This is a genomic window from Shinella sp. Sh6, from assembly GCF_055392685.1.
The window spans coordinates 1281498-1307926 of the sequence record NZ_AP044005.1 but is presented as its reverse complement, the minus strand read 5'-3'; the positions used below and the strand labels follow the sequence as shown (position 1 = coordinate 1307926).

The window sequence follows — 26429 nt, the reverse complement described above, 5'->3', positions numbered from 1 at the left end:
GAACGGATCGAGCCTCGCCATGCCTGTCTATCGCCCTCCCCGCATCCCCACCCGCGACATCACGCCGGAACACCTGTTCTTCAATCGCCGCAGCTTTCTCGCGACCGCAGCCGGCGGCATGCTGGCGGCCGCCGGCACGCCCGCTCTTGCGGAGGCCCTGAAGGCGACGGAAAGCCGCTACACGGTCGACGAGAAGCTGACGCCCGAAAAGGACGTGACCTCCTACAACAATTTCTACGAATTCGGCCTCGGCAAGGGCGACCCGGCTGCGAACTCGGAGAAATTCAAGCCGACGCCCTGGACGGTGAAGGTGGACGGCCTCGTCGGCAAGCCGAAGGAATTCGGCCTCGAGGAGCTGCTCGCCATGCCGCTGGAGGACCGCGTCTACCGCATGCGCTGCGTGGAGGCCTGGTCCATGGTGATCCCGTGGGTCGGCTTTCCGCTTTCCGCTCTCCTCGACAAGGTCGAGCCGCTGGGCGATGCGAAATACGTCGCCTTCGAGACGATCGTGCGGCCGGAAGAGATGCCCGGCCAGTCCGGCTATTTCCAGTCCCTGCCCTGGCCCTATGTCGAGGGCCTGCGGCTCGACGAGGCGCGCCATCCGCTGACGATCCTCTCCGTCGGCGTCTACGGGAAGACGCTGCCGAACCAGAACGGCGCACCCATCCGCCTCGTCGTGCCGTGGAAATACGGCTTCAAGGGCATCAAGTCGATCGTCAGGATCACACTCACCGACAAGCAGCCGCCTTCCACCTGGAACATTTCCGCGCCGCAGGAATACGGCTTCTACGCCAACGTCAATCCGGAGGTCGACCACCCGCGCTGGAGCCAGGCGAGCGAGAACCGCATCGGCGAAGGCGGCTTCTTCGGCGCGAACCGCCGGCCGACGCTGCCCTTCAACGGCTACGGCGAGGAGGTCGCAAGCCTTTACGCCGGCATGGACCTTCGGGCGAACTATTGATGACGCTCCTGCCCGCCCTGCCCCGGAAATATCATGCGGCTTCGATCTGGCTCCTCTATGCGGCGGGCCTCGTGCCGGCCGCCTGGGGCTTCTGGCTCGGCGCGACGGGGCGGCTCCCCGGCAATCCGGTCAAGGAGTTCGAGCACCTCCTGGGCCTGTGGGCACTGCGTTTCCTCGTCGCGACGCTCGCGATCACGCCGATCCGCGATCTTTTCGGCCTCAACTGGGTCCGCTACCGCCGCGCGCTCGGGCTGCTGGCCTTCTGGTACGTGCTGATGCACTTCCTCACCTATATGGTGCTCGACCAGTACCTGAATTTCATGGCGATCCTCATCGATATCGCCAAGCGCCCCTTCATCACCATCGGCATGGCCGCCTTCGTGCTGCTCATCCCGCTGGCGCTGACCTCGAACAACTGGTCGATCCGCCGGCTCGGGCCACGCTGGACGAAACTGCACCGCCTCGTCTACATCATCGCCGCCGCGGGAGCGCTCCATTTCGCCATGTCCGTGAAGGTCGTTGGCCTGGAGCCGTGGACTTATATCGCGCTGGTGGCCGTACTGCTGGCATGGCGCCCGGTGCGGCCGTATTTCAACAAGTGGAAGCGTGGGCCGGGCGGGCGCGTGCAACTCAAGAGAGCGTAGAAATAAACCACCCCTCTCCTCCGTCATGCTCGGGCTTGACCCGAGCATCCACGCCCCGGGTGCCGCTCTGGATCCTCGGGTCAAGCCCGAGGATGACGTCTGAGATGAGGTGCGGGCGTGCAGAATGCGCGATGAGCACGGGCAGGCCTTCCTCGAAGGACGTAGACGACCTCACAAAACAAAAAGGCCGGGAGATCGCTCTCCCGGCCTTTTTCAATTATCCGATCCCGAAGGACTTATGCGGCTTCAGCTTCGGCTTCGGCAGCGACGCGGGCCTTGTCGGCGGCGCCCTTGGCGTCGACGTCGCGGTCAACGAACTCGATGACGGCGAGCGGGGCGTTGTCGCCGTGGCGGAAGCCGGCCTTCATGATGCGCAGGTAGCCGCCGTTGCGGTTGGCGTAGCGGCTTGCGATCGCGTCGAACAGCTTGGCGACGACGGCAACGTCGCGGATCTGCGAGATCGCCTGACGGCGAGCGTGCAGGTCGCCACGCTTGCCGAGGGTGACGAGCTTCTCGACGATCGGGCGGATTTCCTTCGCCTTCGGAAGCGTCGTTACGATCTGCTCATGCTGGATGAGCGAGGCAGCCATGTTGGCGAACATCGCCTTGCGGTGGCTGGCGGTACGGTTGAGTTTGCGACCGGAATTCTGGTGGCGCATCTCGGTTCTCCTTCACATGCAGGCTACGGCCTGCCGTTTGACGGTTAATATTGGTCTTCGTAGCGCTTGGCGAGGTCTTCGATGTTCTCGGGCGGCCAGGCCGGCACTTCCATGCCGAGGTGCAGGCCCATGGAAGCGAGAACTTCCTTGATCTCGTTGAGCGACTTGCGACCAAAATTCGGAGTGCGAAGCATTTCGGCTTCGGTCTTCTGAATGAGATCGCCGATGTAGACGATGTTGTCGTTCTTCAGGCAGTTCGCCGAACGGACGGAAAGTTCCAGTTCGTCGACCTTCTTGAGGAGCGCCGGGTTGAACGCCAGTTCCGTGACCGATTCTTCCTCGGTTTCCTTCTGCGGCTCGTCGAAGTTGACGAAGACCGAGAGCTGGTCCTGGAGAATGCGGGCAGCGAACGCGATCGCATCTTCGCCGGTGACGGAACCGTCGGTCTCGATGGTCATCGTCAGCTTGTCGTAGTCGAGAACCTGGCCTTCACGGGTGTTTTCCACCTTGTAGGACACTTTCTTGACCGGCGAGTACAGGCTGTCGACCGGGATGAGGCCGATCGGCGCGTCTTCGGAGCGGTTACGGTCGGCCGGCACGTAGCCCTTGCCGTTGTTGACCGTGAACTCCATGCGGATCTCCGCGCCCTCGTCGAGGGTGCAGATGACATGGTCGGGATTCAGGATCTCGATGTCGCCGACGGTCTGGATGTCACCAGCCGTAACGACGCCCGGGCCCTGCTTGCGCACGACCATGCGCTTGCTGTCGTCGCCATCCATCTTGATGGCGATTTCCTTGATGTTGAGCACGATGTCCGTCACGTCTTCCCGGACACCCGGGATCGAGGAGAACTCGTGCAGGACGCCGTCGATCTGCACGGCGGTGACAGCCGCACCGCGCAGCGACGACAGGAGCACGCGGCGCAGCGCGTTGCCGAGCGTCAGGCCGAAGCCACGCTCCAGCGGCTCGGCAACAAGGCTTGCCTTGGTGCGGCCGGAGGAGGTGAACTCCACCTTGTTCGGCTTGATCAGTTCCTGCCAGTTTTTCTGGATCATGTGTTTTGCCTTCCGTTCGCCGCCACCATCCAATCGTGGCGGCCGAGCCCTGAAGTATCGCGGAAGCCGGACGGCCTCCGCGATTGTTCGAATGCGATGATCAGACGCGGCGCTTCTTGCGCGGACGGCACCCGTTGTGCGGGATCGGCGTCACGTCGCGGATGGACGTGATCATGAAGCCGGCAGCCTGGAGGGCGCGCAGAGCCGATTCACGGCCGGAACCCGGACCGCAGACTTCGACTTCCAGCGACTTCATGCCGTGTTCCTGGGCCTTCTTGGCGCAGTCTTCGGCGGCGATCTGTGCGGCGAACGGTGTCGACTTGCGCGAACCCTTGAAGCCCTTCGCACCGGCCGACGACCAGGCAATGGCGTTGCCCTGTGCGTCGGTGATGGTAATCATCGTGTTGTTGAACGAAGAATTGACGTGAGCAACACCCGAGGTGATGTTCTTGCGTTCGCGACGGCGGACGCGTGCGGCTTCCTTGGCCATGGATAGTCCTTTCGTTGATCTCGACACCGCCGTAATGCCAGCGGCTCCACCGGGCCGGGACGAACCCCTGCCCTGAACAGTATTTGCAGACCGTCCCGAAGGCGCCTGTCTGCGGCGATATCGTCACTGCCGTAGTGCCAGCAGCTCCACCGACCGGGATTTGATGAAACACAAACCCCGCTCGAAACTCAAAAGAGGCCGGCGCGGCGCGCCAGCCTCCCGTTCCCCGTTTCCGGGAAATTACTTCTTCTTGCCTGCGATGGCCTTGGCCGGACCCTTGCGGGTGCGGGCGTTCGTGTGCGTGCGCTGGCCGCGGACCGGAAGGCCGCGACGGTGACGCAGGCCACGGTAGCAACCGAGGTCCATGAGACGCTTGATGTTCATCGAGGTCTCGCGACGCAGGTCGCCTTCGACCTGGTAGTCGCGGTCGATGGTTTCGCGGATCTGCAGGATTTCTGCGTCCGTGAGCTGATGCACGCGGCGATCGGCCGGAATACCGACCTTCTCGATGATTTCCTGTGCAAACTTCGGGCCGATCCCGTGAATGTAACGGAGCGCGATTACGACGCGCTTCGCGGTCGGGATGTTGACGCCAGCGATACGTGCCACGCCTGTTCTCCTTGCTTCCAGTTGCCGTCCGGCAAGTGGTCTTCTTCATTCGATACGGCCGGAAAGCCGCGTTTCTCATTGAGGTTCGGGACACGTCGAAAACGACCGCACCCGGACTTCGTTCTTCTGAAATCCGCGCCGATCGCAATTGTATGTCGCGAGTTGGCGCTGTCTTAAGGGGAATCGGCCGAAAAAGTCAACTCCCCGGCCGGTCCTTTTTAACCTGAACTCAGGCGTTCTCCAGGATTCCGGCGATCTCGGCCGTAACAGTGCCGACATTCGCCATGCCGTCCACCGTCTGGAGCTTGCCGGTCGAGGCATAGTAGCTCGACAGCGGCGCGGTCTTCTCGCGGTATTCCGCAAGACGCCGCTTGAAGGCTTCAGGGTTGTCGTCGGAGCGGACGGTGCCGCCGGCGGCAACCGTTTCGGCCACGCGGTTCTCCATGCGCTTGACCAGCGCGACCTCGTCGACCTTCAGCTCGATCACGGCGTCGAGCGCAAGGCCCTTGCCGGCGAGGATCCTGTCGAGGGCCTCGGCCTGCGGAACCGTGCGCGGATAGCCGTCGAGGATGAACCCCTTCGCACAGTCCGCCGAATCGATGCGGTCGGAAACGATCTCGTTGACGATCGCGTCGGAAACGAGCTGGCCGGCGTCCATGACGGCCTTGGCGCGCTTGCCGACATCCGTGCCGGCGGCGACGGCCGCCCGCAGCATGTCACCCGTGGAAAGCTGCGGAATGCCGTACTTTTCCGTCAGGAGCTTGGCTTGGGTCCCCTTGCCGGCGCCCGGCGGTCCCAGAAAAATCAGTCTCATCGTCCCCTCTTTCCTCCACGCAGCTTCGACTTCTTGATCAGCCCCTCGTACTGCTGGGCAATCAGATGGCCCTGTATCTGTGCTACAGTATCGAGGGTCACGCTGACAACAATCAAAAGCGACGTACCACCAAGGTAGAATGGCACGCCCGTCTCGGCGATGAGGATTTCCGGAAGGACGCAGACGAACATCAGGTAGAGGGCGCCGGTGGCCGTGATGCGCGTCAGGACGTAGTCGATATATTCGGCGGTGCGCTCGCCCGGGCGGATGCCGGGGATGAAGCCGCCGTGCTTCTTCAGGTTGTCGGCCGTGTCCTTCGGATTGAAGACGATGGCCGTGTAGAAGAAGGCGAAGAAGGCGATCATGAACGCGTAGAGCGTCATGTAGAGCGGCTTGCCGTGGCCGAGCGCCGTCAGGACCGTCGTCGCCCAGGTCGGCAGGTTGGACGTATCCGAGAAGCCTGCGAGCGTTGCCGGCAGCAGGAGCAGCGAAGACGCGAAGATCGCCGGGATGACGCCCGAGGTGTTGAGCTTGAGCGGCAGGTGCGAGGTGTCGCCCTGGAACATGCGGTTGCCGACCTGGCGCTTCGGATACTGGATCAGAAGGCGGCGCTGGGCGCGTTCCACGAAGACGATGAGCGCGATGACCGCGACGGCGACCACGACGACGGCAAGAACGATGCCGATCGAGAGCTGGCCCGTCCGGCCGAGCTCGAGCGTGTTGCCGAGCGCCCGCGGCAGGGCCGCGACGATGCCGGCGAAGATGATCAGCGAAACGCCGTTGCCGATGCCGCGCGAGGTGATCTGCTCGCCGAGCCACATCAGGAACATCGTGCCGCCGAGGAGGGAGATGACCGTCGAGATCCGGAAGAACCAGCCGGGATCGGAGACCACGCCGGCCGAGCTCTCGAGGCCCACTGCAATGCCATAGGCCTGCAGCATGCCGAGCAGCACCGTGCCGTAGCGGGTGTACTGGTTGATGATCTTGCGGCCCTGCTCGCCTTCCTTCTTGAGCTGCTCCAGCGAGGGAACGACCGAGGTCATGAGCTGCACGATGATCGAGGCGGAGATGTACGGCATGATGCCGAGCGCGAAGATCGCCATGCGTTCCACGGCGCCGCCGGCGAACATGTTGAAGAGGCTGAGAACGCCCTGCTGATGCCGCGTGAAGGCCTGCCCGAAGGCGGCGGGGTCGATACCCGGCAACGGAATGTAGGTGCCGAGACGATAGACGAGCAGCGCGCCCAGGGTGAACCAGAGGCGCTTCTTCAGGTCTTCCGCCTTGGCGAAAGTCGAGAAGTTGAGATTAGAGGCAAGTTGTTCCGCTGCCGAAGCCATGCATTTCTCCGCGTAGCCGATCCGGCGGCGGTGAAGCCCGGCCAGGTCCGGAATGGCTGATCCGTTGGCACCTGCGACCGGCCCTCCCCGGACCGAAAACGCCGATGCTGAAATTGGTCGTGCCCTTCTGCCGTTGCGGCAAAGCGGGCGGATGGAGCCTAAACCGTTTGAAACGCGGATTGTCAAGCAATCCCGGCCTCACCCTGGTTTTTCTTCCGGATAACGGCGCTGGGACGAATCCCGGCCATCGCTGTGAGGCTCACATATGGGAGTAAAATCGCCCGGTGTGAAGCACACCGGGCGATTATTTCGTCGAATTATTCGGCGGCTTCTGCGGCTGCCACCAGCAGCTTGATCGAGCCGCCGGCCTTTTCGATCTTCTCGATCGCGGGCTTGGAGGCACCGGCGACTTCGAAGGCAACCTTGGCGTTCAGTTCACCGTCGGCGAGGATGCGAACGCCATCCTTCTCGCGGCGGATGACGCCGGCTGCCTTGAGGGCCGCCGCATCGACGGTCGCCTTGGCATCGAGCTTGCCGGCATCGATCGCCTTCTGGACGCGGTCCAGGGAAACGATGACGAAGTCGGAAGCGAAGATGTTGGTGAAGCCGCGCTTCGGCAGGCGACGGTAGATGGGCATCTGACCGCCTTCGAAGCCGTTGATGGCGACGCCCGAACGAGCCTTCTGACCCTTTACACCGCGGCCGCCGGTCTTGCCGGAGCCCGAACCGATACCGCGACCTACGCGCTTACGGTTCTTGGTAGAGCCTTCGTTGTCCTTGATTTCATTGAGCTTCATGATCTTGTCTCCCTCACTTCTCGTCGACGACGCGGACGAGGTGCTGGACGGCCCGGATCATGCCGCGAACAGACGGGGTGTCTTCCAGCGTGCGAACCCGGTGCATCTTGTTGAGGCCCAGGCCGATCAGCGTCTGACGCTGGATGGCCGGACGGCGGATGGGGCTGCCGATCTGCTCGACAGTCACCGTCTTCTTGGCGGTTTCTTTCTTGGCCATGGATCAGTGCTCCTTATTCTTCAGCAGCAACGCCGGCCGACTGACGACGAGCCTGCAGCGTGGCGTACTTCATGCCGCGCTGAGCTGCGATGTCCTTCGGGTGCATCTGGCTCTTGAGAGCGTCGAACGTCGCACGGATCATGTTGTACGGGTTCGAGGAGCCGGTCGACTTGGCGACGACGTCATGAACGCCGAGGGTTTCGAAGACGGCGCGCATCGGGCCGCCCGCGATGATACCCGTACCGGGCTTGGCCGAGCGAAGCAGGACCTTGCCGGCGCCGTGACGGCCGTGCACGTCGTGGTGCAGCGTGCGGCCCGAGCGCAGCGGAACGAAGATGAGGTCGCGCTTGGCGGCTTCCGTGGCCTTCCGGATGGCTTCCGGAACTTCACGAGCCTTGCCGTGGCCGAAGCCGACGCGGCCCTTCTGGTCGCCGACGACGACGAGAGCTGCGAAACCGAAACGACGGCCGCCCTTGACGACCTTCGCGACGCGGTTGATCGCGACGAGCTTGTCGACAAACTCGCTGTCGCGCTCTTCGCGGTTCTGGCGGTCATCGCGACCGCGCTTTTCCTGTGCCATTGTCCTTTTCCTTTTTCTTTTCCGGGTGCAATCGGCAGATTGACGAAAGTCGCCTCCATTTTGAAAACGGAAGCGACCAGTACCCTACTGAGCTGGCCGGCGGGCGCGCGAGGCGCCCGGCCGATCGATCAGAAGTGCAGACCACCTTCACGGGCAGCTTCGGCGAGAGCCTTGATGCGGCCGTGATAGATGAAGGCGCCACGGTCGAAAACGACCTCCTTGACGCCGGCCTTGACGGCACGCTCTGCAATGAGCTTGCCGACGGCAGCGGCTGCTGCCGTGTCGGCGCCCGTCTTCAGCGACGAGCGCAGATCGGTGTCGAGCGTGGAGGCGGACGCAAGCGTCTTGCCGGCCACGTCGTCGATGACCTGTACGTAGATGTTCTTCGACGAGCGATGAACCGACAGGCGCGGACGGCCGTTGGCGACCGCCTTGATGGAACGGCGCACGCGGTTGGCGCGGCGCACGAGAGCTTCTTTCCTGCTAGCCATTTCGCGTGATCCTTACTTCTTCTTGCCTTCTTTGCGGACAATCCGCTCTTCGGCATACTTGACGCCCTTGCCCTTGTAGGGCTCGGGGCCACGGTATTCACGGATTTCCGCTGCGACCTGGCCGACCTGCTGCTTGCTGATGCCGGTGACGATGATTTCGGTCGGCTTGGGAACAGCAATCGTGATGCCTTCCGGCGTCTGGTAGACGACGTCGTGGCTGAAACCGAGCGCGAGCTGCAGGTTCTTGCCCTGCATGGACGCACGGTAACCGACGCCGTTGATTTCGAGCTTGCGCTCGTAACCGTCCTTGACGCCCTTGAAGATGTTCTCGACCATCGTGCGGGACATGCCCCACTTGGACCGGGCATCCTTGCTATCGTTGACCGGCTGGACGACAACGGCGTTGTCTTCGAGCTTGACCGAAACTTCGTCGTTCGCGACGAAGAACAGTTCGCCCTTCGGGCCCTTCGCGGTGACCTTCTGACCGTCGACGGTCGCGGTGACACCAGCGGGAACCGGAACGGGCTTCTTACCGATACGAGACATTGTTTTATCCTGTCTGTTCGTTATGGAGATCCTTGCCCGGCCTTAGAAGACCGAGCAAAGAACCTCGCCACCAACGTTCTGTTCGCGTGCCTGGTGATCGGCCATCACGCCCTTCGGGGTCGAAAGGATGGTGATGCCGAGGCCGTTCGCGACCTGCGGAATGGACTTAACCGAGACATAGACCCGGCGGCCCGGCTTGGAGACGCGGTCGATCTTGCGGATCACGGACGCGCCTTCATAGTACTTGAGCTCGATGTTCAGTTCGGCCTTGCCGTTGTCGAACTCGACCTCGGAGTATCCGCGGATGTAACCTTCGGCCTGGAGAACGTCCAGGACGCGGGCGCGCAGCTTGGAAGCCGGCGTGGAAACGCTCGACTTGCGGCGTGCGGCGCCGTTGCGGATACGGGTGAGCATATCGCCCAGGGGATCAGTCATTGCCATGTACCCGTCTCCTTACCAGCTCGACTTGACGATGCCCGGCACCTTGCCGAGATTGCCCAGTTCGCGAAGCGCAATACGCGACATCTTGAGTTTGCGATAAAAGGCGCGCGGACGCCCCGTGACTTCGCACCGGTTGCGGATGCGGGTCTTGGAGCCGTTGCGCGGCATTTCGGCAAGCTTCAGGGTCGCCTTGAAGCGCTCCTCGATCGGGAGAGCCTGGTTCTGGATGATCGCCTTGAGGGCGGCGCGCTTGGCAGCCTGGCTGGCGACCAGACGGCGGCGGCGGTTATTCTTCTCGACTGCGCTGGTTTTAGCCATAACAGTTATCCTTCTTTACGCTTGTCGTTACGGTCAGGCGCGGAACGGGAAGTTGAACTCTTTCAGAAGAGCCCGTGCTTCGTCGTCCGTCGGTGCCGTCGTGCAAACGATGATGTCCATGCCCCACATCTGATCAACCTTGTCGTAGTTGATCTCAGGGAACACAATGTGCTCCTTGATGCCCATGGCGAAGTTGCCACGGCCATCGAAGGACTTCGGGTTCAGACCACGGAAGTCGCGTACGCGGGGCAGCGCGATGTTCACGAGGCGATCCAGAAATTCGTACATGCGGGCGCCGCGCAGGGTGACCTTCGCGCCGATCGGCATGCCTTCACGGACCTTGAAGCCCGCGATGGAGTTGCGGGCGCGCGTGATGACCGGCTTCTGGCCGGAGATCGCTGCGAGGTCGGCTGCGGCAACGGTCGGCTTCTTGGAGTCGCCCGTGGCTTCGCCCACGCCCATGTTGATGACGATCTTATCGAGCTTCGGGATCTGCATCTCGTTAGCGTAGGAGAACTGCTCCTTCAGCGCCGCGCGGATGCGCTCGACATATTCCTTCTTGAGCCGGGGCTCATACTTGGTGTCAGCCATCGATCGACACTCCCGAACGCTTTGCTACACGAACCTTCTTGTCGCCTTCGACCTTGAAACCGACGCGGGTCGGCTTGCCGTCCTTGGGGTCGGCGATCGCGATGTTCGACAGGTGGATCGGAGCTTCCTTGGTGATGATGCCGGCTTCCTGGGTCTGGGTCTGGCGCTGGTGACGCTTCACCAGGTTGATACCCTTGACGACCGCACGGTCTTCCTTCGGCATGACCTGAACGACCTCGCCGGTGCGGCCCTTGTCCTTGCCGGTGAGTACGACGACCTTGTCGCCTTTACGGATCTTCTGCATAGCCATCGCTCCTTAGAGTACTTCGGGAGCCAGCGAGATGATCTTCATGTGGTTCTTGGCGCGAAGTTCGCGCGGAACCGGTCCGAAGATACGGGTGCCGATCGGCTCTTTCTTGTTGTCGATCAGGACAGCGGCGTTGCTGTCGAAACGAATGACGCTGCCGTCGGGGCGGCGGATGTCCTTGGCGGTGCGCACGACAACCGCCTTCATCACGTCACCCTTCTTCACGCGGCCGCGCGGGATGGCTTCCTTGATCGAGACGACGATAATGTCGCCGACCGAAGCGTACTTGCGCTTGGAGCCGCCCAGCACCTTGATGCACATGACACGACGTGCGCCGGAATTATCCGCGACGTCGAGGTTAGTCTGCATCTGAATCATGTCAGGTCGCCTTCTTGTTTTACCGGACCGGTTGGGTGTTAGCCCCCTGTTCCAGCTTATGGAAATTCATGTTTTCGCGCGGGATGGTGTGTTGCCAAGGTGGTTTCCACTTCGGCGAGCCGATGGACCTTCCGTGCGCTCAAAGCAAAAGAACGCTCGCGATTCCGAGCGTCCTTGCGCTGCTTCATACAGATTTTCGCGCCGGAAGCAAGAGCCCGGCGCGAAATCCGATGATTTAAGCCTGGGCCGAGACGACGGTCCAGCGCTTGTCCTTGGAGATCGGGGCGCATTCCTGGATGGAAACGACGTCGCCGACCTTGTACTGGTTGGCTTCGTCATGCGCCTTGTACTTCTTCGACCGGCGAACGGTCTTCTGAAGCAGGGGATGGGCAAAACGGCGTTCGACGCGCACGACAACGGTCTTGTCGTTCTTGTCGCTGACAACAGTGCCCTGCAGAATGCGTTTCGGCATATTTTTTGGTCCTTAGGCCTTGGCTTCTGCCGCCTTCTGGCGGGCAATGGTCTTGACGCGCGCGATGTCCTTGCGGACTTCGTTGATGCGCGAGGTCTTCTCGAGCTGGCCGGTGGCCTTCTGGAAGCGCAGGTTGAACTGCTCCTTCTTCAGCTTGGCAAGCTCCTCGTTGAGCTGGTCGGCGCTCAGCGCCTTGACGTCTGCGGCTTTCATGGCGCTCGCTCCTTACTCTGCAATGCGCTGTACGAAGCGCGTCTTGACCGAGAGCTTGGCCGAGCCGAGACGAAGCGCCTCGCGGGCGATCTCCTCGGAGACACCGTCGATCTCGAACATCATACGACCGGGCTTGACCTTGGCCGCCCAGTATTCGACCGAACCCTTACCCTTACCCATACGGACTTCCGTGGGCTTGGCGGTGACCGGGACGTCGGGGAACACGCGGATCCACACACGGCCGGCACGCTTCATGTAACGGGTGATCGCGCGGCGGGCCGCTTCGATCTCGCGAGCGTTCACGCGGTTCGGTTCCTGAGCCTTCAAGCCGAACTCGCCGAAGGCGAGCTCGGAGCCGCCCTTGGCGACGCCCTTGATGCGGCCCTTGAACTGCTTGCGGTACTTGGTACGCTTTGGCTGCAACATTTTTTTACTTCTCCGATATTGGCTGCCAAACGCGACTGTTACGCGTTTTCACGACGACGGTCGCCGCGGTCGCCGCGTTCACGGCTGGCGGGACCCTGGCTGTCACTTTCGCTGGCGCGACGCTCAGAGGCCATCGGATCGTGCTCAAGGATTTCGCCCTTGAAGATCCAGACCTTGATGCCGCAGATGCCGAACGCGGTTTCGGCTTCGGCCGTACCGTAGTCGATATCCGCGCGCAGCGTGTGAAGCGGAACGCGACCTTCACGGTACCATTCCGTACGGGCGATTTCCGCACCGCCGAGACGGCCGGCGCAGGTGATCTTGATGCCTTCGGCGCCAAGACGCATGGCCGACTGGACAGCGCGCTTCATCGCACGGCGGAAGGCCACGCGGCGTTCGAGCTGCTGGGCGATCGACTGGGCAACGAGCGTTGCGTCGACTTCGGGCTTGCGCACTTCGACGATGTTGAGGTGCGTTTCCGAATTCGTCATCTCGGAAAGCTTCTTGCGAAGCTTCTCGATGTCCGCGCCCTTCTTGCCGATGATCAGACCCGGGCGAGCCGAGTGGATCGTGACGCGGCACTTCTTGTGCGGACGCTCGATGACGACCTTGGCGATACCGGCCTGCTTCAGCTCGTCCATGACGAACTTGCGGATCTTCAGGTCTTCGTGGAGCAGCTTGCCGTATTCGGCATTGTCGGCGAACCAACGGCTGTCCCAGGTACGGTTGATGCCGAGGCGGAAACCGATCGGATTAATCTTCTGGCCCATTATGCGGCCTCCCCTTTGGCTTCGACTTCACGGACGACGATCGTCAGATGCGAGAAGGGCTTCTCGATCCGCGATGCGCGGCCGCGGCCACGGGCGTGGAAACGCTTCATGACGATCGACTTGCCGACATAGGCCTCAGCGACGACGAGGCTGTCGACGTCGAGGTCGTGGTTGTTTTCTGCGTTGGCGATCGCGGATTCAAGCGTCTTCTTGACGGTCTCGGCGCTACGCTTGCGCGAGAATTCAAGCTCGGCGAGAGCGCGGTCGACCTTCTTGCCGCGGATGAGCGCAGCAAGCAGGTTGAGCTTCTGGGGGCTGACGCGGATCGTGCGCGCAACAGCCTGCGCCTCGTTATCCTTCAGCCGGCGTTCGGCTTTAGCCTTACCCATCGTTACTTCCTCTTCGCCTTCTTGTCCGCACCGTGACCGTAGTAGGTCCGGGTGGGAGCGAATTCACCAAACTTGTGGCCGACCATGTCTTCGTTGACGGCCACCGGGATGTGCTTGCTGCCGTTGTAGACGCCGAAGGTGAGACCTACGAACTGCGGCAGGATCGTGGAGCGACGGCTCCAGATCTTGATTACTTCGCTGCGACCGCCTTCACGAACCTTCTCAGCCTTCTTGAGAAGATAGCCGTCAACAAACGGGCCTTTCCATACTGAACGAGCCATTCCTGACTACCTCTCTTACTTCTTCTTCAAGTGGCGCGAGCGCATGATGAACTTGTCCGTGGACTTGTTCGAACGGGTGCGCTTGCCCTTGGTCGGCTTGCCCCACGGGGATACCGGATGACGGCCGCCCGAGGTGCGGCCTTCACCACCGCCGTGCGGATGGTCGACCGGGTTCATGACGACGCCGCGGTTGTGCGGGGTCTTGCCGCGCCAGCGGGTGCGACCGGCCTTGCCGTCGTTGGTGTTGCCGTGGTCCGGGTTGGACACGGCGCCGACCGTTGCGAGGCAGGACGCGTGAACCAGGCGCTGCTCGCCCGAGTTCAGGCGAAGGATCGCCATGCCCTGGTCGCGGCCGACGAGCTGGACGAAGGTGCCGGCGGAGCGGGCGATCTGGCCGCCCTTGCCCGGCTTCATCTCGACGTTGTGAACGATCGAGCCGACCGGGATGTACTGCAGCGGCATGGTGTTGCCGGGCTTGACGTCGACGGCCTTGTCCGAGGCGATGACCTTGTCGCCGGCAGCAAGGCGCTGCGGAGCGAGGATATAGGCCTGTTCGCCGTCGGCATAGTTCACCAGAGCGATGAACGCCGTGCGGTTCGGGTCGTATTCCAGACGCTCGACCGTGCCTTCGACGTCGAACTTGCGACGCTTGAAGTCGACGAGACGGTAGGTGCGCTTGTGACCGCCGCCGATGAAGCGGGCGGTGATGCGGCCGAGGTTGTTACGGCCGCCGCTCTTGGAGAGACCCTCGGTCAGAGCCTTTACGGGCTTGCCCTTGTAAAGGCCCGACCGGTCGACGATGACCAGCTGACGCTGGCTCGGGGTGGTCGGATTGAAGTGTTTCAATGCCATTTTTCTGTTTCCCTTTTAGCCGACTGCCCGATTAGAGCCCGGTGGAGACGTCGATGGACTGACCGTCAGCGAGCGTGACGATAGCCTTCTTGACATCTCCCTGCCGGCCGGAGAAGCCGCGGAAACGCTTTACCTTGCCCTTGCGGACGAGCGTGTTCACAGCCGTGACCTTGACGCCGAAGAGAGCTTCTACGGCAGCCTTGATCTCAGGCTTGGAAGCGCGCTTGGCAACGTTGAAGACGACCTGGTTGTTTTCGGATACCAGCGTCGACTTTTCGGTGATCGAAGGAGATACGATCACATCGTAGTGGCGAAGATCCGTCATTTGAACCGCTCCTCGAGGGCTTCTACAGCAGCCTTGGAGAGCACGAGCTTGCCGCGGCGCAGGATATCGTAAACATTGATGCCCTGGATCGGCAGAACATCCACGTTCGGGATGTTGCGTGCTGCGAGCTTGAAGTTGCCGTCAAGTTCTGCGCCGCCGATGAAGAGCGCGTTGGTGAGGCCGAGCGAAGCGAATGCGCCGGCCAGAGCCTTCGTCTTTGCTTCCTTGGCGACGAGGTCGTCGACGATGATGACGTCGTCAGCCTTGATCTTGGCCGAGAGGGCGTGACGCAAGCCGAGCGCGCGAACCTGCTTGGGCAGGTCGTGGCCGTGGTCGCGGGAGACCGGGCCGTGAGCCTTGGCACCGCCGCGGAACTGCGGAGCGCGAGCCGAATGGTGGCGGGCGCGGCCCGTACCCTTCTGCTTGTACATCTTGGCGCCGGTGCGGGAGACTTCACCGCGGGTCAGCGACTGATGCGTGCCCTGCTGCTTCTTGGCGAGCTGCCAGCGGACGACGCGGGCAATGATGTCTTCGCGCGGCTCGAGGCCGAAGATCGCGTCAGAGAGGGAGACCTTGCCGGCGTCCTTCCCCTCGAGGGTCGTGACTTTGAGATCCATGATCAGGTTCCCTTACTTGGCTGCGGCGCGCACGGCGGCCGGACGCGGAGCGTCGGACGGGGTGCCGGACTTGACGGCGTCACGAACGACGATCCAGGCGCCCTTGGAGCCCGGGACTGCGCCCTTGACGAGGATGAGACCGCGCTCTTCGTCCGTGGAGACGACTTCGAGGTTCTGGGTGGTGACGCGCGTCTGGCCCATGTGGCCGGCCATGCGCTTGCCCTTCCAGACCTTGCCCGGGTCCTGGTTGTTACCCGTCGAACCGTGCGAACGGTGCGAAACGGAAACGCCGTGCGTTGCACGAAGGCCGCCGAAGTTGTGGCGCTTCATGGCACCGGCAAAGCCCTTACCGATCGTGGTGCCGGTGACGTCGACGAGCTGGCCTGCGACGAAATGACTGGCGGTCAGCTCCGCGCCGATCTCGATGAGGTTGTCTTCCGACACGCGGAATTCGACGAGCTTGGCCTTCGGCTCGACGCTTGCGGCAGCGAACTGGCCGCGCAGCGCCTTTGCTGTGTTCTTCACCTTGGAAGAGCCGGCGCCGAGCTGGACGGCCGTGTAGCCGTTCTTCTCCTGCGTGCGCTGGGCAACGACCTGGACGTTGTCCAGTCGCAGTACTGTTACCGGGATGTGCTCACCGGCGTCGTTATAGACGCGAGTCATCCCTACTTTCTGTGCAATCACACCTGAACGCATGGTTCAATCCTCTTAGAAGTCCTGGCGGGATCGTGACGTCCCGTCATGCCTCTTGGTTTAAGGATTCCACTTAGGCCGAAAGGCCGTCGGGTTTCCCGTTTTCAGAAGACGTCGGCCTAAAGCCACGTACCTTCCTTGTTATTCGGCTTGCGCCAGGACTTAGAGCTTGATCTCTACGTCCACACCGGCCGCAAGGTCGAGCTTCATGAGAGCATCGACCGTCTGCGGCGTCGGATCTACGATGTCGAGCAGGCGCTTGTGGGTGCGCATCTCGAACTGTTCACGGCTCTTCTTGTCCACGTGGGGCGAACGGTTGACGGTGAACTTTTCAATACGGGTCGGGAGCGGAACGGGACCGCGGACGCTTGCGCCGGTGCGCTTGGCCGTCGACACGATTTCACGCGTGGAGGCATCGAGGATCCGGTGGTCAAACGCCTTGAGGCGGATGCGGATGTTCTGGCCGTTCATACGACTTTTCCTTAGTTCGTTATCCGCGCGATTCTCTTGGGAAAGCGCGTTTTTTGATTCTGGCGGTTCCATAACGGAACGCACACGAAAACACAATGCCGAAAGGCCAGTCCGCTAAATTATCAAAGACCGGAGGGGCAGGGTTGACCCCTGCCCTTCCTATTTCAGCGGCCTTGTGGCCTGAAAGCCTTACTCGACGATGCTTGCGACGATGCCGGCGCCGACGGTGCGGCCGCCTTCGCGGATGGCGAAGCGCAGCTTTTCTTCCATCGCGATCGGAACGATCAGCTCGACGTCAACCGTCACGTTGTCGCCCGGCATCACCATTTCCGTGCCTTCCGGAAGCGTCACGATGCCAGTCACGTCCGTCGTGCGGAAGTAGAACTGCGGACGGTAGTTCGTGAAGAACGGCGTATGACGGCCGCCTTCTTCCTTCGTCAGGATGTAGGCTTCGGCCTTGAACTTCTTGTGCGGCTTGACCGAACCCGGCTTGCACAGAATCTGGCCGCGCTCCACGCCGTCACGGTTCACACCGCGCAGCAGCGCACCGATGTTGTCGCCGGCCTGGCCCTGGTCGAGCAGCTTGCGGAACATCTCGACGCCCGTGCAGGTCGTCTTCGTCGTCGGGCGGATGCCGACGATCTCGATTTCCTCACCGACCTTGACGATGCCGCGCTCGACGCGACCCGTCACGACCGTGCCGCGGCCCGAGATCGAGAACACGTCTTCGATCGGCATCAGGAAGGGCTGGTCGATCGGGCGTTCCGGCGTCGGGATGTAGTCGTCGACGGCGGCCATCAGCGCGCGGATCGCGTCTTCGCCGATTTCCTTGTTGGAATCTTCCAGAGCGGCAAGAGCCGAGCCCTTGACGATCGGAATGTCGTCGCCCGGGAATTCGTAGGACGACAGCAGTTCGCGCACTTCAAGCTCGACAAGCTCGAGGAGCTCGGCGTCGTCGACCTGGTCGACCTTGTTGAGGAACACGACGATTGCCGGAACGCCGACCTGGCGGGCGAGCAGGATGTGTTCGCGCGTCTGCGGCATCGGGCCGTCGGCAGCCGAAACGACGAGGATCGCGCCGTCCATCTGGGCAGCGCCGGTGATCATGTTCTTGACGTAGTCGGCGTGGCCGGGGCAGTCGACGTGCGCGTAGTGACGGTTGGCCGTCTCGTACTCGACGTGCGCCGTCGAGATGGTGATGCCGCGGGCCTTTTCTTCCGGGGCGGCGTCGATCTGGTCGTACGCCTTGAACTCGCCGAAATACTTCGTGATCGCTGCAGTCGTCGACGTCTTGCCATGGTCAACGTGGCCGATCGTGCCGATGTTTACGTGAGGCTTGTTGCGCTCAAACTTACCTTTTGCCATTTCCGGCTCTCCGTTCCTGATCCCGCGAGGGGAAATTCATTCAAAACTGGTGGGGTGCACCCCGGTCACTTCTGACCGGAGTACTTTGCCTGGATTTCCTGTGCGACGTTCGACGGAACCGGCGCGTAATGGTCGAAGACCATCGAGTACTGGGCGCGGCCCTGCGACATGGAGCGCAGGTTGTCGACGTACTTGAACATGTTCGCCAGCGGCACGTTGGCGGAGATCACGACGGCGACGCCGCGCGATTCCTGGCCCTGGATCTGGCCACGACGGGAGTTCAGGTCGCCGATAACGTCGCCGACATAGTCTTCCGGCGTCACGACTTCGACCTTCATCATCGGCTCCAGAAGCTGGGCGCCGGCTTCGCGGGAGGCTTCACGGAAGCAGGCACGCGATGCGATTTCGAAGGCGAGGACCGAGGAGTCGACGTCGTGGAAGGCACCGTCGATGAGCGTCGCCTTGACGCCGAGCATCGGGAAGCCTGCGAGCGGACCCGAGGACAGGACGCTTTCGATGCCCTTCTGGACGCCCGGGATGTATTCCTTCGGAACAGCACCGCCGACGATCTTGGATTCGAAGACGAAATCTTCGCCGTCCGGGTTCGGTTCGAACACGAGCTTCACGCGGGCGAACTGGCCGGTACCGCCGGTCTGCTTCTTGTGCGTGTAGTCCTTCTCGGTCTTGCGCGTGATCGTCTCGCGGTAGGCGACCTGCGGGGCGCCGACATTGGCTTCGACCTTGAACTCGCGACGCATGCGGTCGACGATGATGTCGAGGTGAAGTTCGCCCATGCCTGCGATGATCGTCTGGCCGGATTCCTCGTCGGTCTTGACGCGGAAGGACGGGTCTTCGGCAGCGAGACGGTTAAGCGCGAGGCCCATCTTCTCCTGGTCGTTCTTCGTCTTCGGCTCGATGGCGATCTGGATGACCGGCTCGGGGAATTCCATGCGCTCGAGGATGACCGGCTTCAGCGGATCGCAGAGCGTGTCGCCCGTGGTCGTGTCCTTGAGGCCGGCGAGAGCGACGATGTCGCCTGCGAAGGCTTCTTCGATGTCTTCACGCGAGTTGGAGTGCATCTGCAGCATGCGGCCGACGCGCTCGCGCTTTTCCTTGACCGTGTTCATGACCGACGTGCCCTTTTCGAGCTTGCCGGAATAGATGCGGGCGAAGGTGAGCGAACCGACGAAGGGGTCGTTCATGATCTTGAAGGCGAGCATGGAGAGCGGCTCGCTGTCGTCGGCATGACGCTCGATCTCGGCTTCCGTCTTCACGTCGATGCCCTTGATCGCCGGGATGTCCGCCGGGGACGGCAGGTAGTCGACGACGGCGTCGAGGAGCGGCTGGACGCCCTTGTTCTTGAACGCGGTACCGCAGAACATCGGGTGGAACTTCACCTCGATGGTGCCGCGGCGAACGAGTTCGCGGATCTTGTCGTTGTCCGGGTAGTTGCCTTCGAGATAGGCTTCCATCGCGGCTTCGTCGATTTCGACGACGGTCTCGATGAGCTTCTCGCGGTATTCTTCGGCCTGGGCCTTCATGTCTTCCGGAATCTCGACGACGTCCCACTGGGCGCCGAGCGATTCGTCGCGCCAGACGAGAGCGTTCATCTCGATCAGGTCGACGACGCCCTTGAAGTCGCTTTCAGCGCCGATCGGCAGCTGCATGACGACGGCGGTCGCACCGAGACGCGACTTGATCATGGACACCGAGCGGTAGAAGTCGGCGCCCGTCTTGTCCATCTTGTTGCAGAAGATCATGCGCGGAACGTTGTACTTCTCGGCCTGACGCCAGACGGTTTCCGTCTGCGGCTCCACGCCGGCATTGGCGTCGAGAAGGGCGATAGCACCGTCGAGCACGCGCAGCGAACGCTCGACTTCGATGGTGAAGTCGACGTGGCCGGGGGTGTCGATGATGTTGAAGCGGCGGGTCTTGCCGTCACGGCCCTTCCAGAAGGTCGTGGTGGCGGCCGACGTGATCGTGATGCCGCGTTCCTGCTCCTGCTCCATCCAGTCCATCGTGGCGGCGCCGTCATGGACTTCGCCGATCTTGTGGGACTTGCCGGTGTAGTAGAGGATGCGTTCGGTCGTCGTCGTCTTGCCGGCGTCGATATGCGCCATGATACCGAAATTTCGGTAGTCTTCGATTTTATATTCGCGAGCCATTAACGGACTCCTTTCGAGACGTCTAGTTTCGGTTACCAGCGGTAATGCGAGAACGCACGGTTGGCGTCGGCCATCTTGTGCGTGTCTTCGCGCTTCTTGACGGCGCTGCCGCGGTTGTTCGCTGCGTCCATGAGTTCGCCGGAAAGGCGCTCGACCATGGTCGTTTCGTTACGCTTGCGGGCAGCGGCGATCAGCCAGCGGATGGCCAGAGCCTGACGACGCTCCGGACGGACATCGACCGGAACCTGGTACGTCGCACCACCGACGCGGCGCGAACGCACTTCGACGTGCGGGGCGACGTTGTCGAGGGCAGAATGGAACACGGTCACCGGATCCTGCTTGGCCTTGCCCTGGACGACATCGAAGGCGCCGTAAACGATCGTTTCGGCGACGGACTTCTTGCCGTCAAGCATGATGGCGTTCATGAACTTGGTGACGACGAGGTCGCCGAACTTCGGGTCCGGGTTGATCTCGCGCTTTTCTGCTCTATGGCGACGGGACATATTTTTCGTCTTTCTTCAAAAGGTTCCGACCAGCGAAATGGCGCCGGTTACTGTATTATTTCGGACGCTTCGCGCCGTACTTGGAGCGGCGCTGCTTGCGGTTCTTGACGCCCTGGGTGTCGAGAACGCCGCGGATGATGTGGTAGCGCACGCCCGGAAGGTCCTTCACGCGGCCGCCACGGATCATGACGACGGAGTGTTCCTGCAGGTTGTGGCCTTCGCCCGGGATATAGCCGATGACTTCGAAGCCATTGGTCAGGCGGATCTTGGCGACCTTACGCAGAGCCGAGTTCGGCTTCTTCGGGGTCGTCGTGTAGACGCGGGTGCAAACGCCGCGCTTCTGGGGGTTTTCCTGCAGGGCAGGAACCTTGTTGCGCTTTACCGACGCCTGGCGCGGCTTGCGGATCAACTGGTTTACGGTAGGCATAGAACCATCCCTTGCAAATCTAGTCTCGTTACCCTTGCGGGCGGATCGTCGTCACCCTTGCGGGCGAGTACATGGCCACACGCGTGTTCATGCGCAATAAGAGGCCATTCCGCTTTTACGGATGGCCTCGTTAGGCAGAGGACGCGCTATAACCGCGTCATGCGTGCAGCATTCATGTTCTCAACGTGCGTCGAGCCCTGTTTGAGGCGAACTTCAGAACGAGTCATTCCGAACCAGCCAGCCTCACATAGGCTCTGATGGCGTGCGGAATACTGACTAAAGGGTCAAAGGTCAAGGGGCGGGGCGAAAGAATCCCGGCCGCGAAGGGCTGATACGCCTGAAAAGCAGGGCTTCGAGCCCCTCTCCTCTCCGCTTTAGCCAGCCTTCGACGCGCAAAAGCCATCGCCCGGGAACATTAAGAAAGCATGAAGACGGAATCAACAGGAAAGCATTGCCGCACCGGCCGCCCGCCCACCGATTCCCTCTTCCGGCTTTTTGCGAGGCCGGCGATTTTACGTTTGGGTCCGGCCGTCCTACCCTTTATAGAACGAACACAACCCGATCCCGAAAGGAGACCGCCATGGCGTCCAGTGCCGACAACGACAACAACACGCTCGACGACCCGATGGTCTTCATCATCATCGGCAAGGCCTACGAGCGCGAGGGCGACGAGGGCATCGACATCCACGTCATGCTCAGCGCGCCGGACGACGACACGGCCGTGCGCGAGGCGTTGAACGCCCTTTCGGAGGAAGGCTTCCTCGAAGCCGACCTCGACCAGATCGGCACGCTCACCGGCGCACCGGAAGACGAGCCGCACGCCTCCGCCTACAAGGGCGCGCTCGAAGGCGAAGTGGCGATCATCCGCTTCGCATAAGCGCAAATCCCTAAAATGCAGAAAGCCGCCCGGATGCCGGGCGGCTTTTTTGTTTGCGGCAAGAGGAAGGGCGGCGGACCGCCCTTCCCTTCGAGCCTTATTCGGCAGGCGTCGTCTCGCCGCCGGCGAGGTCCGCGAGCATCGGGGTGGCAACGCCGGCGCCGGTCGACTTGCGGCGCTCGTCGAGGATCATCTCGTCGCGCGCCGTCGCGATGCGGCGGATCTGCGTCATGGTGCCGCCCGTACCGGCCGGGATGAGGCGGCCGACGATGACGTTCTCCTTGAGGCCCTGTAGGCCGTCGGTCTTGCCGGCGATCGCCGCTTCCGTGAGGACCTTGGTGGTCTCTTGGAACGAGGCGGCCGAGATGAACGACGGGGTCTGCAGCGAGGCCTTGGTGATGCCGAGAAGGACCGGCTCACCCGAAGCCGGCTTCTTGCCTTCCTCGATCAGGGCGTCGTTGACGTCTTCCAGCTCGATACGGTCGACATTGTCGCCGACGATATAGGTGCTGTCGCCGGCATCCGTGATCTCGACCTTCTGCAGCATCTGGCGAACGATCACCTCGATGTGCTTGTCGTTGATCACCACGCCCTGCAGTCGGTAGACTTCCTGGATTTCGTTCACGAGGTAGGAAGCGAGTGCTTCCACGCCCTTGATCGCCAGGATGTCGTGCGGCGCGGGGTTGCCGTCGAGGATGTAGTCACCCTTTTCGATGTAGTCGCCGTCCTGAAGGTGGAAGGGCTTGCCCTTCGGGATCAGGTACTCGACCGGCTCGACACCGTCTTCCGCCGGCTCGATCGTCACGCGACGCTTGTTCTTGTAGTCGCGGCCGAAGCGAACCGTACCATCGATCTCCGCGATGATGGCGTGGTCCTTCGGACGACGGGCTTCGAACAGTTCGGCAACGCGCGGCAGACCGCCGGTGATGTCCTTGGTCTTGGCGCTTTCCAGCGGCGAGCGGGCAAGAACGTCACCCTGGGAGACCTTCTGGCCCGGCTCGACGGAAAGGATCGCGTCGACCGAGAGCAGGAAGCGGGCTTCGCCACCGCGGGACAGCTTGGCGACGGCGCCGTTCTTGTCCTTGATGACGATGGCCGGCTTCAGGTCCGTACCGCGCGGCGTCGAGCGCCAGTCGATGACCGAACGCTTGGTGATGCCGGTGGATTCGTCGGTCGTTTCGAGAACCGAGATGCCGTCGACGACGTCTTCGAAGTGAACGGTGCCTTCCACTTCCGTCATCATCGGACGGGTGTAGGGGTCCCACTCGGCGAGACGCTGGCCGCGCTTCACCTTGTCGCCGTCGTCCACGAAGATCTTCGAGCCGTAGGCGACGCGCTGCGCGGAACGCTCCACGCCACGCTCGTCGAGGATCGTGATCGCCATGTTGCGGCCCATCGCGACGAGGTTACCGTCGGAGTTGCGCAGCATGTTGCGGTTCTTGATCTGCACCGTGCCTTCATACGACGCTTCCAGGAACGACTGGTCGACCACGGTCGCCGTGCCGCCAAGGTGGAAGGTACGCATGGTGAGCTGGGTGCCCGGTTCGCCGATCGACTGCGCCGCGATGACGCCGACGGCCTCGCCCATGTTGACGGGCGTGCCGCGTGCAAGGTCGCGACCGTAGCAGACGCCGCAGACGCCGGTCTGGATCTCGCAGGTCAGCGCCGAACGGATACGGATCGACTGGATGCCGGCCTTCTCGATTTCGACGACGTCGGCTTCGAGGATCATCTTGCCGGCATCGACGATGCGCTCGCCGGTGATCGGGTGATCGATGTCGTCGAGGGCCGTGCGGCCGAGAACGCGGGTGCCGATGGAGGCCACGACCTGGCCGGCATCGACGATCGCCGTCATCGTGAGGCCCTTGTCGGTGCCGCAGTCGACATGCGTGACGATGCAATCCTGCGCGACGTCGACGAGACGGCGGGTCAGGTAACCGGAGTTCGCGGTCTTCAGGGCGGTGTCGGCCAGACCCTTGCGGGCGCCGTGCGTCGAGTTGAAGTACTCGTTCACGGTCAGGCCTTCCTTGAAGTTCGAGATGATCGGCGTTTCGATGATCTCGCCCGACGGCTTTGCCATGAGGCCGCGCATGCCGCCCAGCTGGCGCATCTGGTTCGGAGAACCGCGGGCACCCGAATGGGACATCATGTAGATCGCGTTCATCGGCTTCTGGCGGCCGGTCTCGGGGTCGAACTCGACGGCCTTGATGCGGGCCATCATGTCTTCCGCGACCTTTTCCGTGGCCTTGCCCCAGGCGTCGACGACCTTGTTGTACTTCTCGCCCTGGGTGATCAGGCCGTCGTTGTACTGCTGCTCGTATTCCTTGACGAGGTTTTCCGTGTCACCGACGATCTTCGCCTTGGTATCCGGGATGACCATGTCGTCCTTGCCGAACGAGATGCCGGCGCGGCAGGCATGGCCGAAGCCGAGCTGCATGATGCGGTCGCAGAAGATGACCGTGTCCTTCTGGCCGCAGTGACGGTAGACCGTGTCGATCATCTTGGAGATGTTCTTCTTGGTCATTTCCTGGTTGCAGATGTCGAACGGGATGTTGCCGTTCTTCGGCAGCAGCTCGCCGATGATCATGCGGCCGGGCGTCGTCTCGTAGATCTTCGTGTAAGGCTTGCCGTCGGCATCGACCGACTTGTAGCGACCACGGATCTTCGCGTGCAGCGTGACGACCTTGTTTTCGAGCGCATGGTGCAGTTCGCCCATGTCGGAGAAGGCCATGCCTTCGCCCGGCTCGTTCTGGTTCTGGATCGACAGATAGTAGAGGCCGAGAACCATGTCCTGCGAGGGAACGATGATCGGTGCGCCGTTCGCCGGATGCAGGATGTTGTTCGTCGACATCATCAGCACGCGCGCTTCAAGCTGGGCTTCCAGCGAGAGCGGGACGTGGACGGCCATCTGGTCGCCGTCGAAGTCGGCGTTGAAGGCCGTGCAGACGAGCGGGTGCAGCTGGATCGCCTTGCCTTCGACCAGGATCGGTTCGAAGGCCTGGATGCCCAGGCGGTGCAGCGTCGGCGCACGGTTGAGGAGCACCGGATGCTCGCGGATGACCTCGTCGAGGATATCCCAGACTTCCGGCTTCTCTTTTTCAACGAGCTTCTTGGCCTGCTTGACGGTCGAGGAGAAACCCTTGGCGTCGAGGCGGGCGTAGATGAACGGCTTGAAGAGCTCGAGCGCCATCTTCTTCGGCAGGCCGCACTGGTGCAGCTTCAGTTCCGGGCCGGTCACGATGACCGAACGGCCGGAATAGTCGACGCGCTTGCCGAGCAGGTTCTGGCGGAAGCGGCCCTGCTTGCCCTTGAGCATGTCGGACAGCGACTTCAGCGGACGCTTGTTGGCGCCGGTGATGACGCGGCCGCGGCGGCCGTTGTCGAACAGGGCGTCAACCGATTCCTGAAGCATGCGCTTCTCGTTGCGGATGATGATGCCCGGTGCGCGCAGCTCGATGAGACGCTTCAGACGGTTGTTGCGGTTGATGACGCGGCGATAGAGATCGTTGAGGTCGGACGTCGCGAAACGGCCGCCGTCCAGCGGGACGAGCGGGCGCAAGTCCGGCGGGATCACCGGAACGACCTTCATGATCATCCATTCCGGACGATTGCCGCTCTCCATGAAGTTCTCGACGATCTTCAGGCGCTTCATCAGCTTCTTCTGCTTCAGGTCCGACGTGGTCTCGGCCAGGTCGGAGCGCAGATCGCCGGCGATCTTCTCGAGGTTCATCGAGGCGAGCATCTCGTAGATGGCCTCGGCGCCGATCATCGCCGTGAACTGGTCTTCACCATATTCGTCGACGGCGATCATGTACTCTTCTTCGGAAAGAAGCTGGTTTTCCTTGAGCGCGGTCAGGCCCGGCTCCGTCACGATGTAGTTCTCGAAATAGAGAACGCGCTCGACATCCTTCAGCGTCATGTCCAGCAGCGTGGCGATGCGCGAGGGAAGCGACTTCAGGAACCAGATATGGGCGACGGGCGCGGCGAGCTCGATATGGCCCATGCGCTCGCGGCGAACGCGCGACAGCGTGACTTCGACGCCGCACTTTTCGCAGATGATGCCCTTGTACTTCATGCGCTTGTACTTGCCGCACAGGCACTCGTAGTCCTTGATGGGGCCAAAGATGCGCGCGCAGAAAAGGCCGTCGCGTTCCGGCTTGAACGTACGGTAGTTGATCGTTTCCGGCTTCTTGATCTCGCCGTACGACCAGGAAAGGATCTTTTCCGGAGACGCGATCGAGATCCGGATGGAATCGAACGTCTGCGCAGGCACCTGCGGGTTGAAAAGGTTCATGACCTCTTGGTTCATGCCTATCTCCTTAGTGGGCCAGTGGCCCTCTGCTTAGCA

At 62.1% G+C, this 26429-nt stretch carries 35 protein-coding genes; 3 read left to right on the top strand and 32 right to left on the bottom strand.

Going from position 1 to position 26429, the window contains the following annotated elements; genetic code table 11:
• Positions 1-19: 19 nt before the first annotated feature.
• Together msrP and msrQ are read left to right on the top strand one after the other, a co-directional pair.
• Complete coding sequence (msrP, locus tag ACZ5TO_RS06380; protein WP_464799929.1) at positions 20-961, top strand: protein-methionine-sulfoxide reductase catalytic subunit MsrP; 942 nt, start codon at positions 20-22, stop codon at positions 959-961.
• Complete coding sequence (gene msrQ, locus ACZ5TO_RS06375; RefSeq protein WP_464799928.1) at positions 961-1605, top strand: protein-methionine-sulfoxide reductase heme-binding subunit MsrQ; 645 nt, start codon at positions 961-963, stop codon at positions 1603-1605. Before msrP ends, msrQ begins: the two co-directional genes overlap by 1 nt.
• A 236-nt stretch (positions 1606-1841) precedes the next feature.
• On the opposite strand, the gene rplQ is transcribed toward msrQ, so the two are convergent.
• The 31 genes from rplQ to rpsL all read right to left on the bottom strand — a co-directional run bounded on the left by rplQ (position 1842) and on the right by rpsL (position 21204).
• Positions 1842-2264: a 50S ribosomal protein L17 gene (rplQ, locus tag ACZ5TO_RS06370; protein ID WP_184142161.1), complete on the bottom strand. Its 423-nt coding sequence runs from the start codon at positions 2262-2264 to the stop codon at positions 1842-1844.
• 44 nt (positions 2265-2308) lie between these two features.
• Positions 2309-3319: a DNA-directed RNA polymerase subunit alpha gene (locus ACZ5TO_RS06365; protein ID WP_184142163.1), complete on the bottom strand. Its 1011-nt coding sequence runs from the start codon at positions 3317-3319 to the stop codon at positions 2309-2311.
• A gap of 100 nt (positions 3320-3419) precedes the next feature.
• The gene (gene rpsK / locus ACZ5TO_RS06360) at positions 3420-3809 is read right to left on the bottom strand and encodes a 30S ribosomal protein S11 (RefSeq protein ID WP_023513823.1); all 390 of its coding nucleotides are present in this window, start codon (positions 3807-3809) and stop codon (positions 3420-3422) included.
• A 240-nt stretch (positions 3810-4049) separates the two neighbouring features.
• Positions 4050-4418, bottom strand: coding sequence for a 30S ribosomal protein S13 (rpsM, locus tag ACZ5TO_RS06355; protein ID WP_184142165.1), 369 nt, complete (start codon positions 4416-4418; stop codon positions 4050-4052).
• A 229-nt stretch (positions 4419-4647) separates the two neighbouring features.
• Positions 4648-5232 (bottom strand): adenylate kinase, encoded by a 585-nt coding sequence (locus ACZ5TO_RS06350; protein ID WP_303692468.1) that lies wholly within the window; start codon positions 5230-5232, stop codon positions 4648-4650.
• A complete protein-coding gene (secY, locus tag ACZ5TO_RS06345) occupies positions 5229-6569 on the bottom strand; it encodes a preprotein translocase subunit SecY (protein ID WP_184142169.1) in 1341 nt (446 codons plus the stop codon). The genes ACZ5TO_RS06350 and secY overlap by 4 nt, the downstream gene beginning before the upstream one ends.
• A gap of 317 nt (positions 6570-6886) precedes the next feature.
• Positions 6887-7366, bottom strand: a complete 480-nt coding sequence (gene rplO, locus ACZ5TO_RS06340; protein ID WP_464799927.1) for a 50S ribosomal protein L15 — start codon at positions 7364-7366, stop codon at positions 6887-6889.
• 13 nt (positions 7367-7379) lie between these two features.
• Positions 7380-7583 (bottom strand): 50S ribosomal protein L30, encoded by a 204-nt coding sequence (gene rpmD / locus ACZ5TO_RS06335; protein ID WP_411036089.1) that lies wholly within the window; start codon positions 7581-7583, stop codon positions 7380-7382.
• A gap of 13 nt (positions 7584-7596) precedes the next feature.
• Positions 7597-8163 carry a 30S ribosomal protein S5 gene (rpsE, locus tag ACZ5TO_RS06330; protein ID WP_184142175.1) on the bottom strand — a complete coding sequence of 189 codons (567 nt, stop codon included), beginning with the start codon at positions 8161-8163 and terminating at the stop codon, positions 7597-7599.
• A 128-nt stretch (positions 8164-8291) separates the two neighbouring features.
• Positions 8292-8654, bottom strand: coding sequence for a 50S ribosomal protein L18 (rplR, locus tag ACZ5TO_RS06325; protein WP_184142177.1), 363 nt, complete (start codon positions 8652-8654; stop codon positions 8292-8294).
• A 12-nt stretch (positions 8655-8666) separates the two neighbouring features.
• The gene (gene rplF, locus ACZ5TO_RS06320; RefSeq protein ID WP_184142179.1) at positions 8667-9200 is read right to left on the bottom strand and encodes a 50S ribosomal protein L6; all 534 of its coding nucleotides are present in this window, start codon (positions 9198-9200) and stop codon (positions 8667-8669) included.
• Positions 9201-9242: 42 nt separating this feature from the next.
• Complete coding sequence (rpsH, locus tag ACZ5TO_RS06315) at positions 9243-9641, bottom strand: 30S ribosomal protein S8 (RefSeq protein WP_184142181.1); 399 nt, start codon at positions 9639-9641, stop codon at positions 9243-9245.
• 12 nt (positions 9642-9653) lie between these two features.
• Positions 9654-9959, bottom strand: a complete 306-nt coding sequence (gene rpsN / locus ACZ5TO_RS06310) for a 30S ribosomal protein S14 (RefSeq protein ID WP_184142183.1) — start codon at positions 9957-9959, stop codon at positions 9654-9656.
• 33 nt (positions 9960-9992) lie between these two features.
• On the bottom strand, positions 9993-10550 hold the full coding sequence (gene rplE / locus ACZ5TO_RS06305) for a 50S ribosomal protein L5 (RefSeq protein ID WP_184142185.1): 558 nt from the start codon (positions 10548-10550) through the stop codon (positions 9993-9995).
• On the bottom strand, positions 10543-10854 hold the full coding sequence (gene rplX, locus ACZ5TO_RS06300; protein ID WP_184142187.1) for a 50S ribosomal protein L24: 312 nt from the start codon (positions 10852-10854) through the stop codon (positions 10543-10545). The genes rplE and rplX overlap by 8 nt, the downstream gene beginning before the upstream one ends.
• Before the next feature lie 12 nt (positions 10855-10866).
• A complete protein-coding gene (gene rplN, locus ACZ5TO_RS06295) occupies positions 10867-11235 on the bottom strand; it encodes a 50S ribosomal protein L14 (RefSeq protein WP_112684675.1) in 369 nt (122 codons plus the stop codon).
• Between the two features lie 235 nt (positions 11236-11470).
• The gene (gene rpsQ / locus ACZ5TO_RS06290; RefSeq protein WP_184142189.1) at positions 11471-11707 is read right to left on the bottom strand and encodes a 30S ribosomal protein S17; all 237 of its coding nucleotides are present in this window, start codon (positions 11705-11707) and stop codon (positions 11471-11473) included.
• A 12-nt stretch (positions 11708-11719) separates the two neighbouring features.
• Positions 11720-11920, bottom strand: a complete 201-nt coding sequence (rpmC, locus tag ACZ5TO_RS06285) for a 50S ribosomal protein L29 (RefSeq protein WP_024270441.1) — start codon at positions 11918-11920, stop codon at positions 11720-11722.
• 12 nt (positions 11921-11932) lie between these two features.
• On the bottom strand, positions 11933-12346 hold the full coding sequence (rplP, locus tag ACZ5TO_RS06280) for a 50S ribosomal protein L16 (RefSeq protein ID WP_024270440.1): 414 nt from the start codon (positions 12344-12346) through the stop codon (positions 11933-11935).
• Between the two features lie 38 nt (positions 12347-12384).
• A complete protein-coding gene (gene rpsC, locus ACZ5TO_RS06275; RefSeq protein ID WP_184142191.1) occupies positions 12385-13116 on the bottom strand; it encodes a 30S ribosomal protein S3 in 732 nt (243 codons plus the stop codon).
• Entirely contained in the window at positions 13116-13505 is a 390-nt protein-coding gene (gene rplV / locus ACZ5TO_RS06270) for a 50S ribosomal protein L22 (RefSeq protein WP_134649049.1), read from the bottom strand. The genes rpsC and rplV overlap by 1 nt, the downstream gene beginning before the upstream one ends.
• A gap of 2 nt (positions 13506-13507) precedes the next feature.
• Positions 13508-13786 (bottom strand): 30S ribosomal protein S19, encoded by a 279-nt coding sequence (gene rpsS, locus ACZ5TO_RS06265; RefSeq protein ID WP_023517272.1) that lies wholly within the window; start codon positions 13784-13786, stop codon positions 13508-13510.
• 15 nt (positions 13787-13801) lie between these two features.
• Positions 13802-14638, bottom strand: a complete 837-nt coding sequence (rplB, locus tag ACZ5TO_RS06260; RefSeq protein ID WP_464799926.1) for a 50S ribosomal protein L2 — start codon at positions 14636-14638, stop codon at positions 13802-13804.
• Positions 14639-14669: 31 nt separating this feature from the next.
• Positions 14670-14963, bottom strand: coding sequence for a 50S ribosomal protein L23 (locus ACZ5TO_RS06255; protein WP_184142195.1), 294 nt, complete (start codon positions 14961-14963; stop codon positions 14670-14672).
• Positions 14960-15580 (bottom strand): 50S ribosomal protein L4, encoded by a 621-nt coding sequence (rplD, locus tag ACZ5TO_RS06250; RefSeq protein ID WP_184142197.1) that lies wholly within the window; start codon positions 15578-15580, stop codon positions 14960-14962. The genes ACZ5TO_RS06255 and rplD overlap by 4 nt, the downstream gene beginning before the upstream one ends.
• Before the next feature lie 12 nt (positions 15581-15592).
• Complete coding sequence (rplC, locus tag ACZ5TO_RS06245) at positions 15593-16276, bottom strand: 50S ribosomal protein L3 (protein ID WP_184142199.1); 684 nt, start codon at positions 16274-16276, stop codon at positions 15593-15595.
• A gap of 159 nt (positions 16277-16435) precedes the next feature.
• The gene (gene rpsJ, locus ACZ5TO_RS06240; RefSeq protein ID WP_003507767.1) at positions 16436-16744 is read right to left on the bottom strand and encodes a 30S ribosomal protein S10; all 309 of its coding nucleotides are present in this window, start codon (positions 16742-16744) and stop codon (positions 16436-16438) included.
• Positions 16745-16933: 189 nt separating this feature from the next.
• Positions 16934-18109 carry an elongation factor Tu gene (gene tuf / locus ACZ5TO_RS06235; RefSeq protein WP_318911422.1) on the bottom strand — a complete coding sequence of 392 codons (1176 nt, stop codon included), beginning with the start codon at positions 18107-18109 and terminating at the stop codon, positions 16934-16936.
• A 65-nt stretch (positions 18110-18174) separates the two neighbouring features.
• Positions 18175-20274 (bottom strand): elongation factor G, encoded by a 2100-nt coding sequence (fusA, locus tag ACZ5TO_RS06230; RefSeq protein ID WP_184147233.1) that lies wholly within the window; start codon positions 20272-20274, stop codon positions 18175-18177.
• 32 nt (positions 20275-20306) lie between these two features.
• Positions 20307-20777 (bottom strand): 30S ribosomal protein S7, encoded by a 471-nt coding sequence (gene rpsG, locus ACZ5TO_RS06225; RefSeq protein WP_069059038.1) that lies wholly within the window; start codon positions 20775-20777, stop codon positions 20307-20309.
• Between the two features lie 55 nt (positions 20778-20832).
• Complete coding sequence (gene rpsL / locus ACZ5TO_RS06220) at positions 20833-21204, bottom strand: 30S ribosomal protein S12 (RefSeq protein WP_022719193.1); 372 nt, start codon at positions 21202-21204, stop codon at positions 20833-20835.
• 580 nt (positions 21205-21784) lie between these two features.
• Between rpsL and ACZ5TO_RS06215 the strand changes: the two genes are divergently transcribed.
• Positions 21785-22081: a transcriptional regulator gene (locus ACZ5TO_RS06215; protein WP_184147235.1), complete on the top strand. Its 297-nt coding sequence runs from the start codon at positions 21785-21787 to the stop codon at positions 22079-22081.
• Between the two features lie 97 nt (positions 22082-22178).
• Here ACZ5TO_RS06215 and rpoC read toward each other — a convergent pair whose 3' ends face one another.
• A complete protein-coding gene (gene rpoC, locus ACZ5TO_RS06210) occupies positions 22179-26390 on the bottom strand; it encodes a DNA-directed RNA polymerase subunit beta' (RefSeq protein WP_184147237.1) in 4212 nt (1403 codons plus the stop codon).
• Positions 26391-26429 lie beyond the last annotated feature (39 nt).

Coding starts and splice junctions, on each gene's coding strand:
- fusA (WP_184147233.1), bottom strand. CDS start 20,274: ATGGCTCGCGAATATAAAATCGAAGACTACCGAAATTTCGGTATCATG.
- rplO (WP_464799927.1), bottom strand. CDS start 7,366: ATGAAGCTCAATGAAATCAAGGACAACGAAGGCTCTACCAAGAACCGT.
- rpmD (WP_411036089.1), bottom strand. CDS start 7,583: ATGGCCAAGAAAGAAACCGCCAAGAAGACGGTGACTGTCGAGCAGATC.
- rplF (WP_184142179.1), bottom strand. CDS start 9,200: ATGTCTCGTATCGGTAAGAAGCCCGTTCCGGTTCCCGCTGGTGTCACC.
- rplV (WP_134649049.1), bottom strand. CDS start 13,505: ATGGGTAAGGCTAAAGCCGAACGCCGGCTGAAGGATAACGAGGCGCAG.
- rpsG (WP_069059038.1), bottom strand. CDS start 20,777: ATGTCCCGTCGCCATAGAGCAGAAAAGCGCGAGATCAACCCGGACCCG.
- ACZ5TO_RS06350 (WP_303692468.1), bottom strand. CDS start 5,232: ATGAGACTGATTTTTCTGGGACCGCCGGGCGCCGGCAAGGGGACCCAA.
- ACZ5TO_RS06365 (WP_184142163.1), bottom strand. CDS start 3,319: ATGATCCAGAAAAACTGGCAGGAACTGATCAAGCCGAACAAGGTGGAG.
- msrP (WP_464799929.1), top strand. CDS start 20: ATGCCTGTCTATCGCCCTCCCCGCATCCCCACCCGCGACATCACGCCG.
- rpsH (WP_184142181.1), bottom strand. CDS start 9,641: ATGGCAATGACTGATCCCCTGGGCGATATGCTCACCCGTATCCGCAAC.
- rpsS (WP_023517272.1), bottom strand. CDS start 13,786: ATGGCTCGTTCAGTATGGAAAGGCCCGTTTGTTGACGGCTATCTTCTC.
- rpsC (WP_184142191.1), bottom strand. CDS start 13,116: ATGGGCCAGAAGATTAATCCGATCGGTTTCCGCCTCGGCATCAACCGT.
- rplP (WP_024270440.1), bottom strand. CDS start 12,346: ATGTTGCAGCCAAAGCGTACCAAGTACCGCAAGCAGTTCAAGGGCCGC.
- rpsK (WP_023513823.1), bottom strand. CDS start 3,809: ATGGCCAAGGAAGCCGCACGCGTCCGCCGTCGCGAACGCAAGAACATC.
- rpsQ (WP_184142189.1), bottom strand. CDS start 11,707: ATGCCGAAACGCATTCTGCAGGGCACTGTTGTCAGCGACAAGAACGAC.
- tuf (WP_318911422.1), bottom strand. CDS start 18,109: ATGGCAAAAGGTAAGTTTGAGCGCAACAAGCCTCACGTAAACATCGGC.
- rpsE (WP_184142175.1), bottom strand. CDS start 8,163: ATGGCACAGGAAAAGCGCGGTCGCGATGACCGCCAGAACCGCGAAGAG.
- rpsN (WP_184142183.1), bottom strand. CDS start 9,959: ATGGCTAAAACCAGCGCAGTCGAGAAGAATAACCGCCGCCGCCGTCTG.
- rplN (WP_112684675.1), bottom strand. CDS start 11,235: ATGATTCAGATGCAGACTAACCTCGACGTCGCGGATAATTCCGGCGCA.
- ACZ5TO_RS06215 (WP_184147235.1), top strand. CDS start 21,785: ATGGCGTCCAGTGCCGACAACGACAACAACACGCTCGACGACCCGATG.
- rpoC (WP_184147237.1), bottom strand. CDS start 26,390: ATGAACCAAGAGGTCATGAACCTTTTCAACCCGCAGGTGCCTGCGCAG.
- rplQ (WP_184142161.1), bottom strand. CDS start 2,264: ATGCGCCACCAGAATTCCGGTCGCAAACTCAACCGTACCGCCAGCCAC.
- secY (WP_184142169.1), bottom strand. CDS start 6,569: ATGGCTTCGGCAGCGGAACAACTTGCCTCTAATCTCAACTTCTCGACT.
- rpsJ (WP_003507767.1), bottom strand. CDS start 16,744: ATGAACGGCCAGAACATCCGCATCCGCCTCAAGGCGTTTGACCACCGG.
- rpmC (WP_024270441.1), bottom strand. CDS start 11,920: ATGAAAGCCGCAGACGTCAAGGCGCTGAGCGCCGACCAGCTCAACGAG.
- rplX (WP_184142187.1), bottom strand. CDS start 10,854: ATGCAGAAGATCCGTAAAGGCGACAAGGTCGTCGTACTCACCGGCAAG.
- rpsL (WP_022719193.1), bottom strand. CDS start 21,204: ATGCCTACCGTAAACCAGTTGATCCGCAAGCCGCGCCAGGCGTCGGTA.
- rplC (WP_184142199.1), bottom strand. CDS start 16,276: ATGCGTTCAGGTGTGATTGCACAGAAAGTAGGGATGACTCGCGTCTAT.
- rplB (WP_464799926.1), bottom strand. CDS start 14,638: ATGGCATTGAAACACTTCAATCCGACCACCCCGAGCCAGCGTCAGCTG.
- rplD (WP_184142197.1), bottom strand. CDS start 15,580: ATGGATCTCAAAGTCACGACCCTCGAGGGGAAGGACGCCGGCAAGGTC.
- rplE (WP_184142185.1), bottom strand. CDS start 10,550: ATGGCTGACACCAAGTATGAGCCCCGGCTCAAGAAGGAATATGTCGAG.
- msrQ (WP_464799928.1), top strand. CDS start 961: ATGACGCTCCTGCCCGCCCTGCCCCGGAAATATCATGCGGCTTCGATC.
- rplR (WP_184142177.1), bottom strand. CDS start 8,654: ATGGCTAGCAGGAAAGAAGCTCTCGTGCGCCGCGCCAACCGCGTGCGC.
- ACZ5TO_RS06255 (WP_184142195.1), bottom strand. CDS start 14,963: ATGACGGATCTTCGCCACTACGATGTGATCGTATCTCCTTCGATCACC.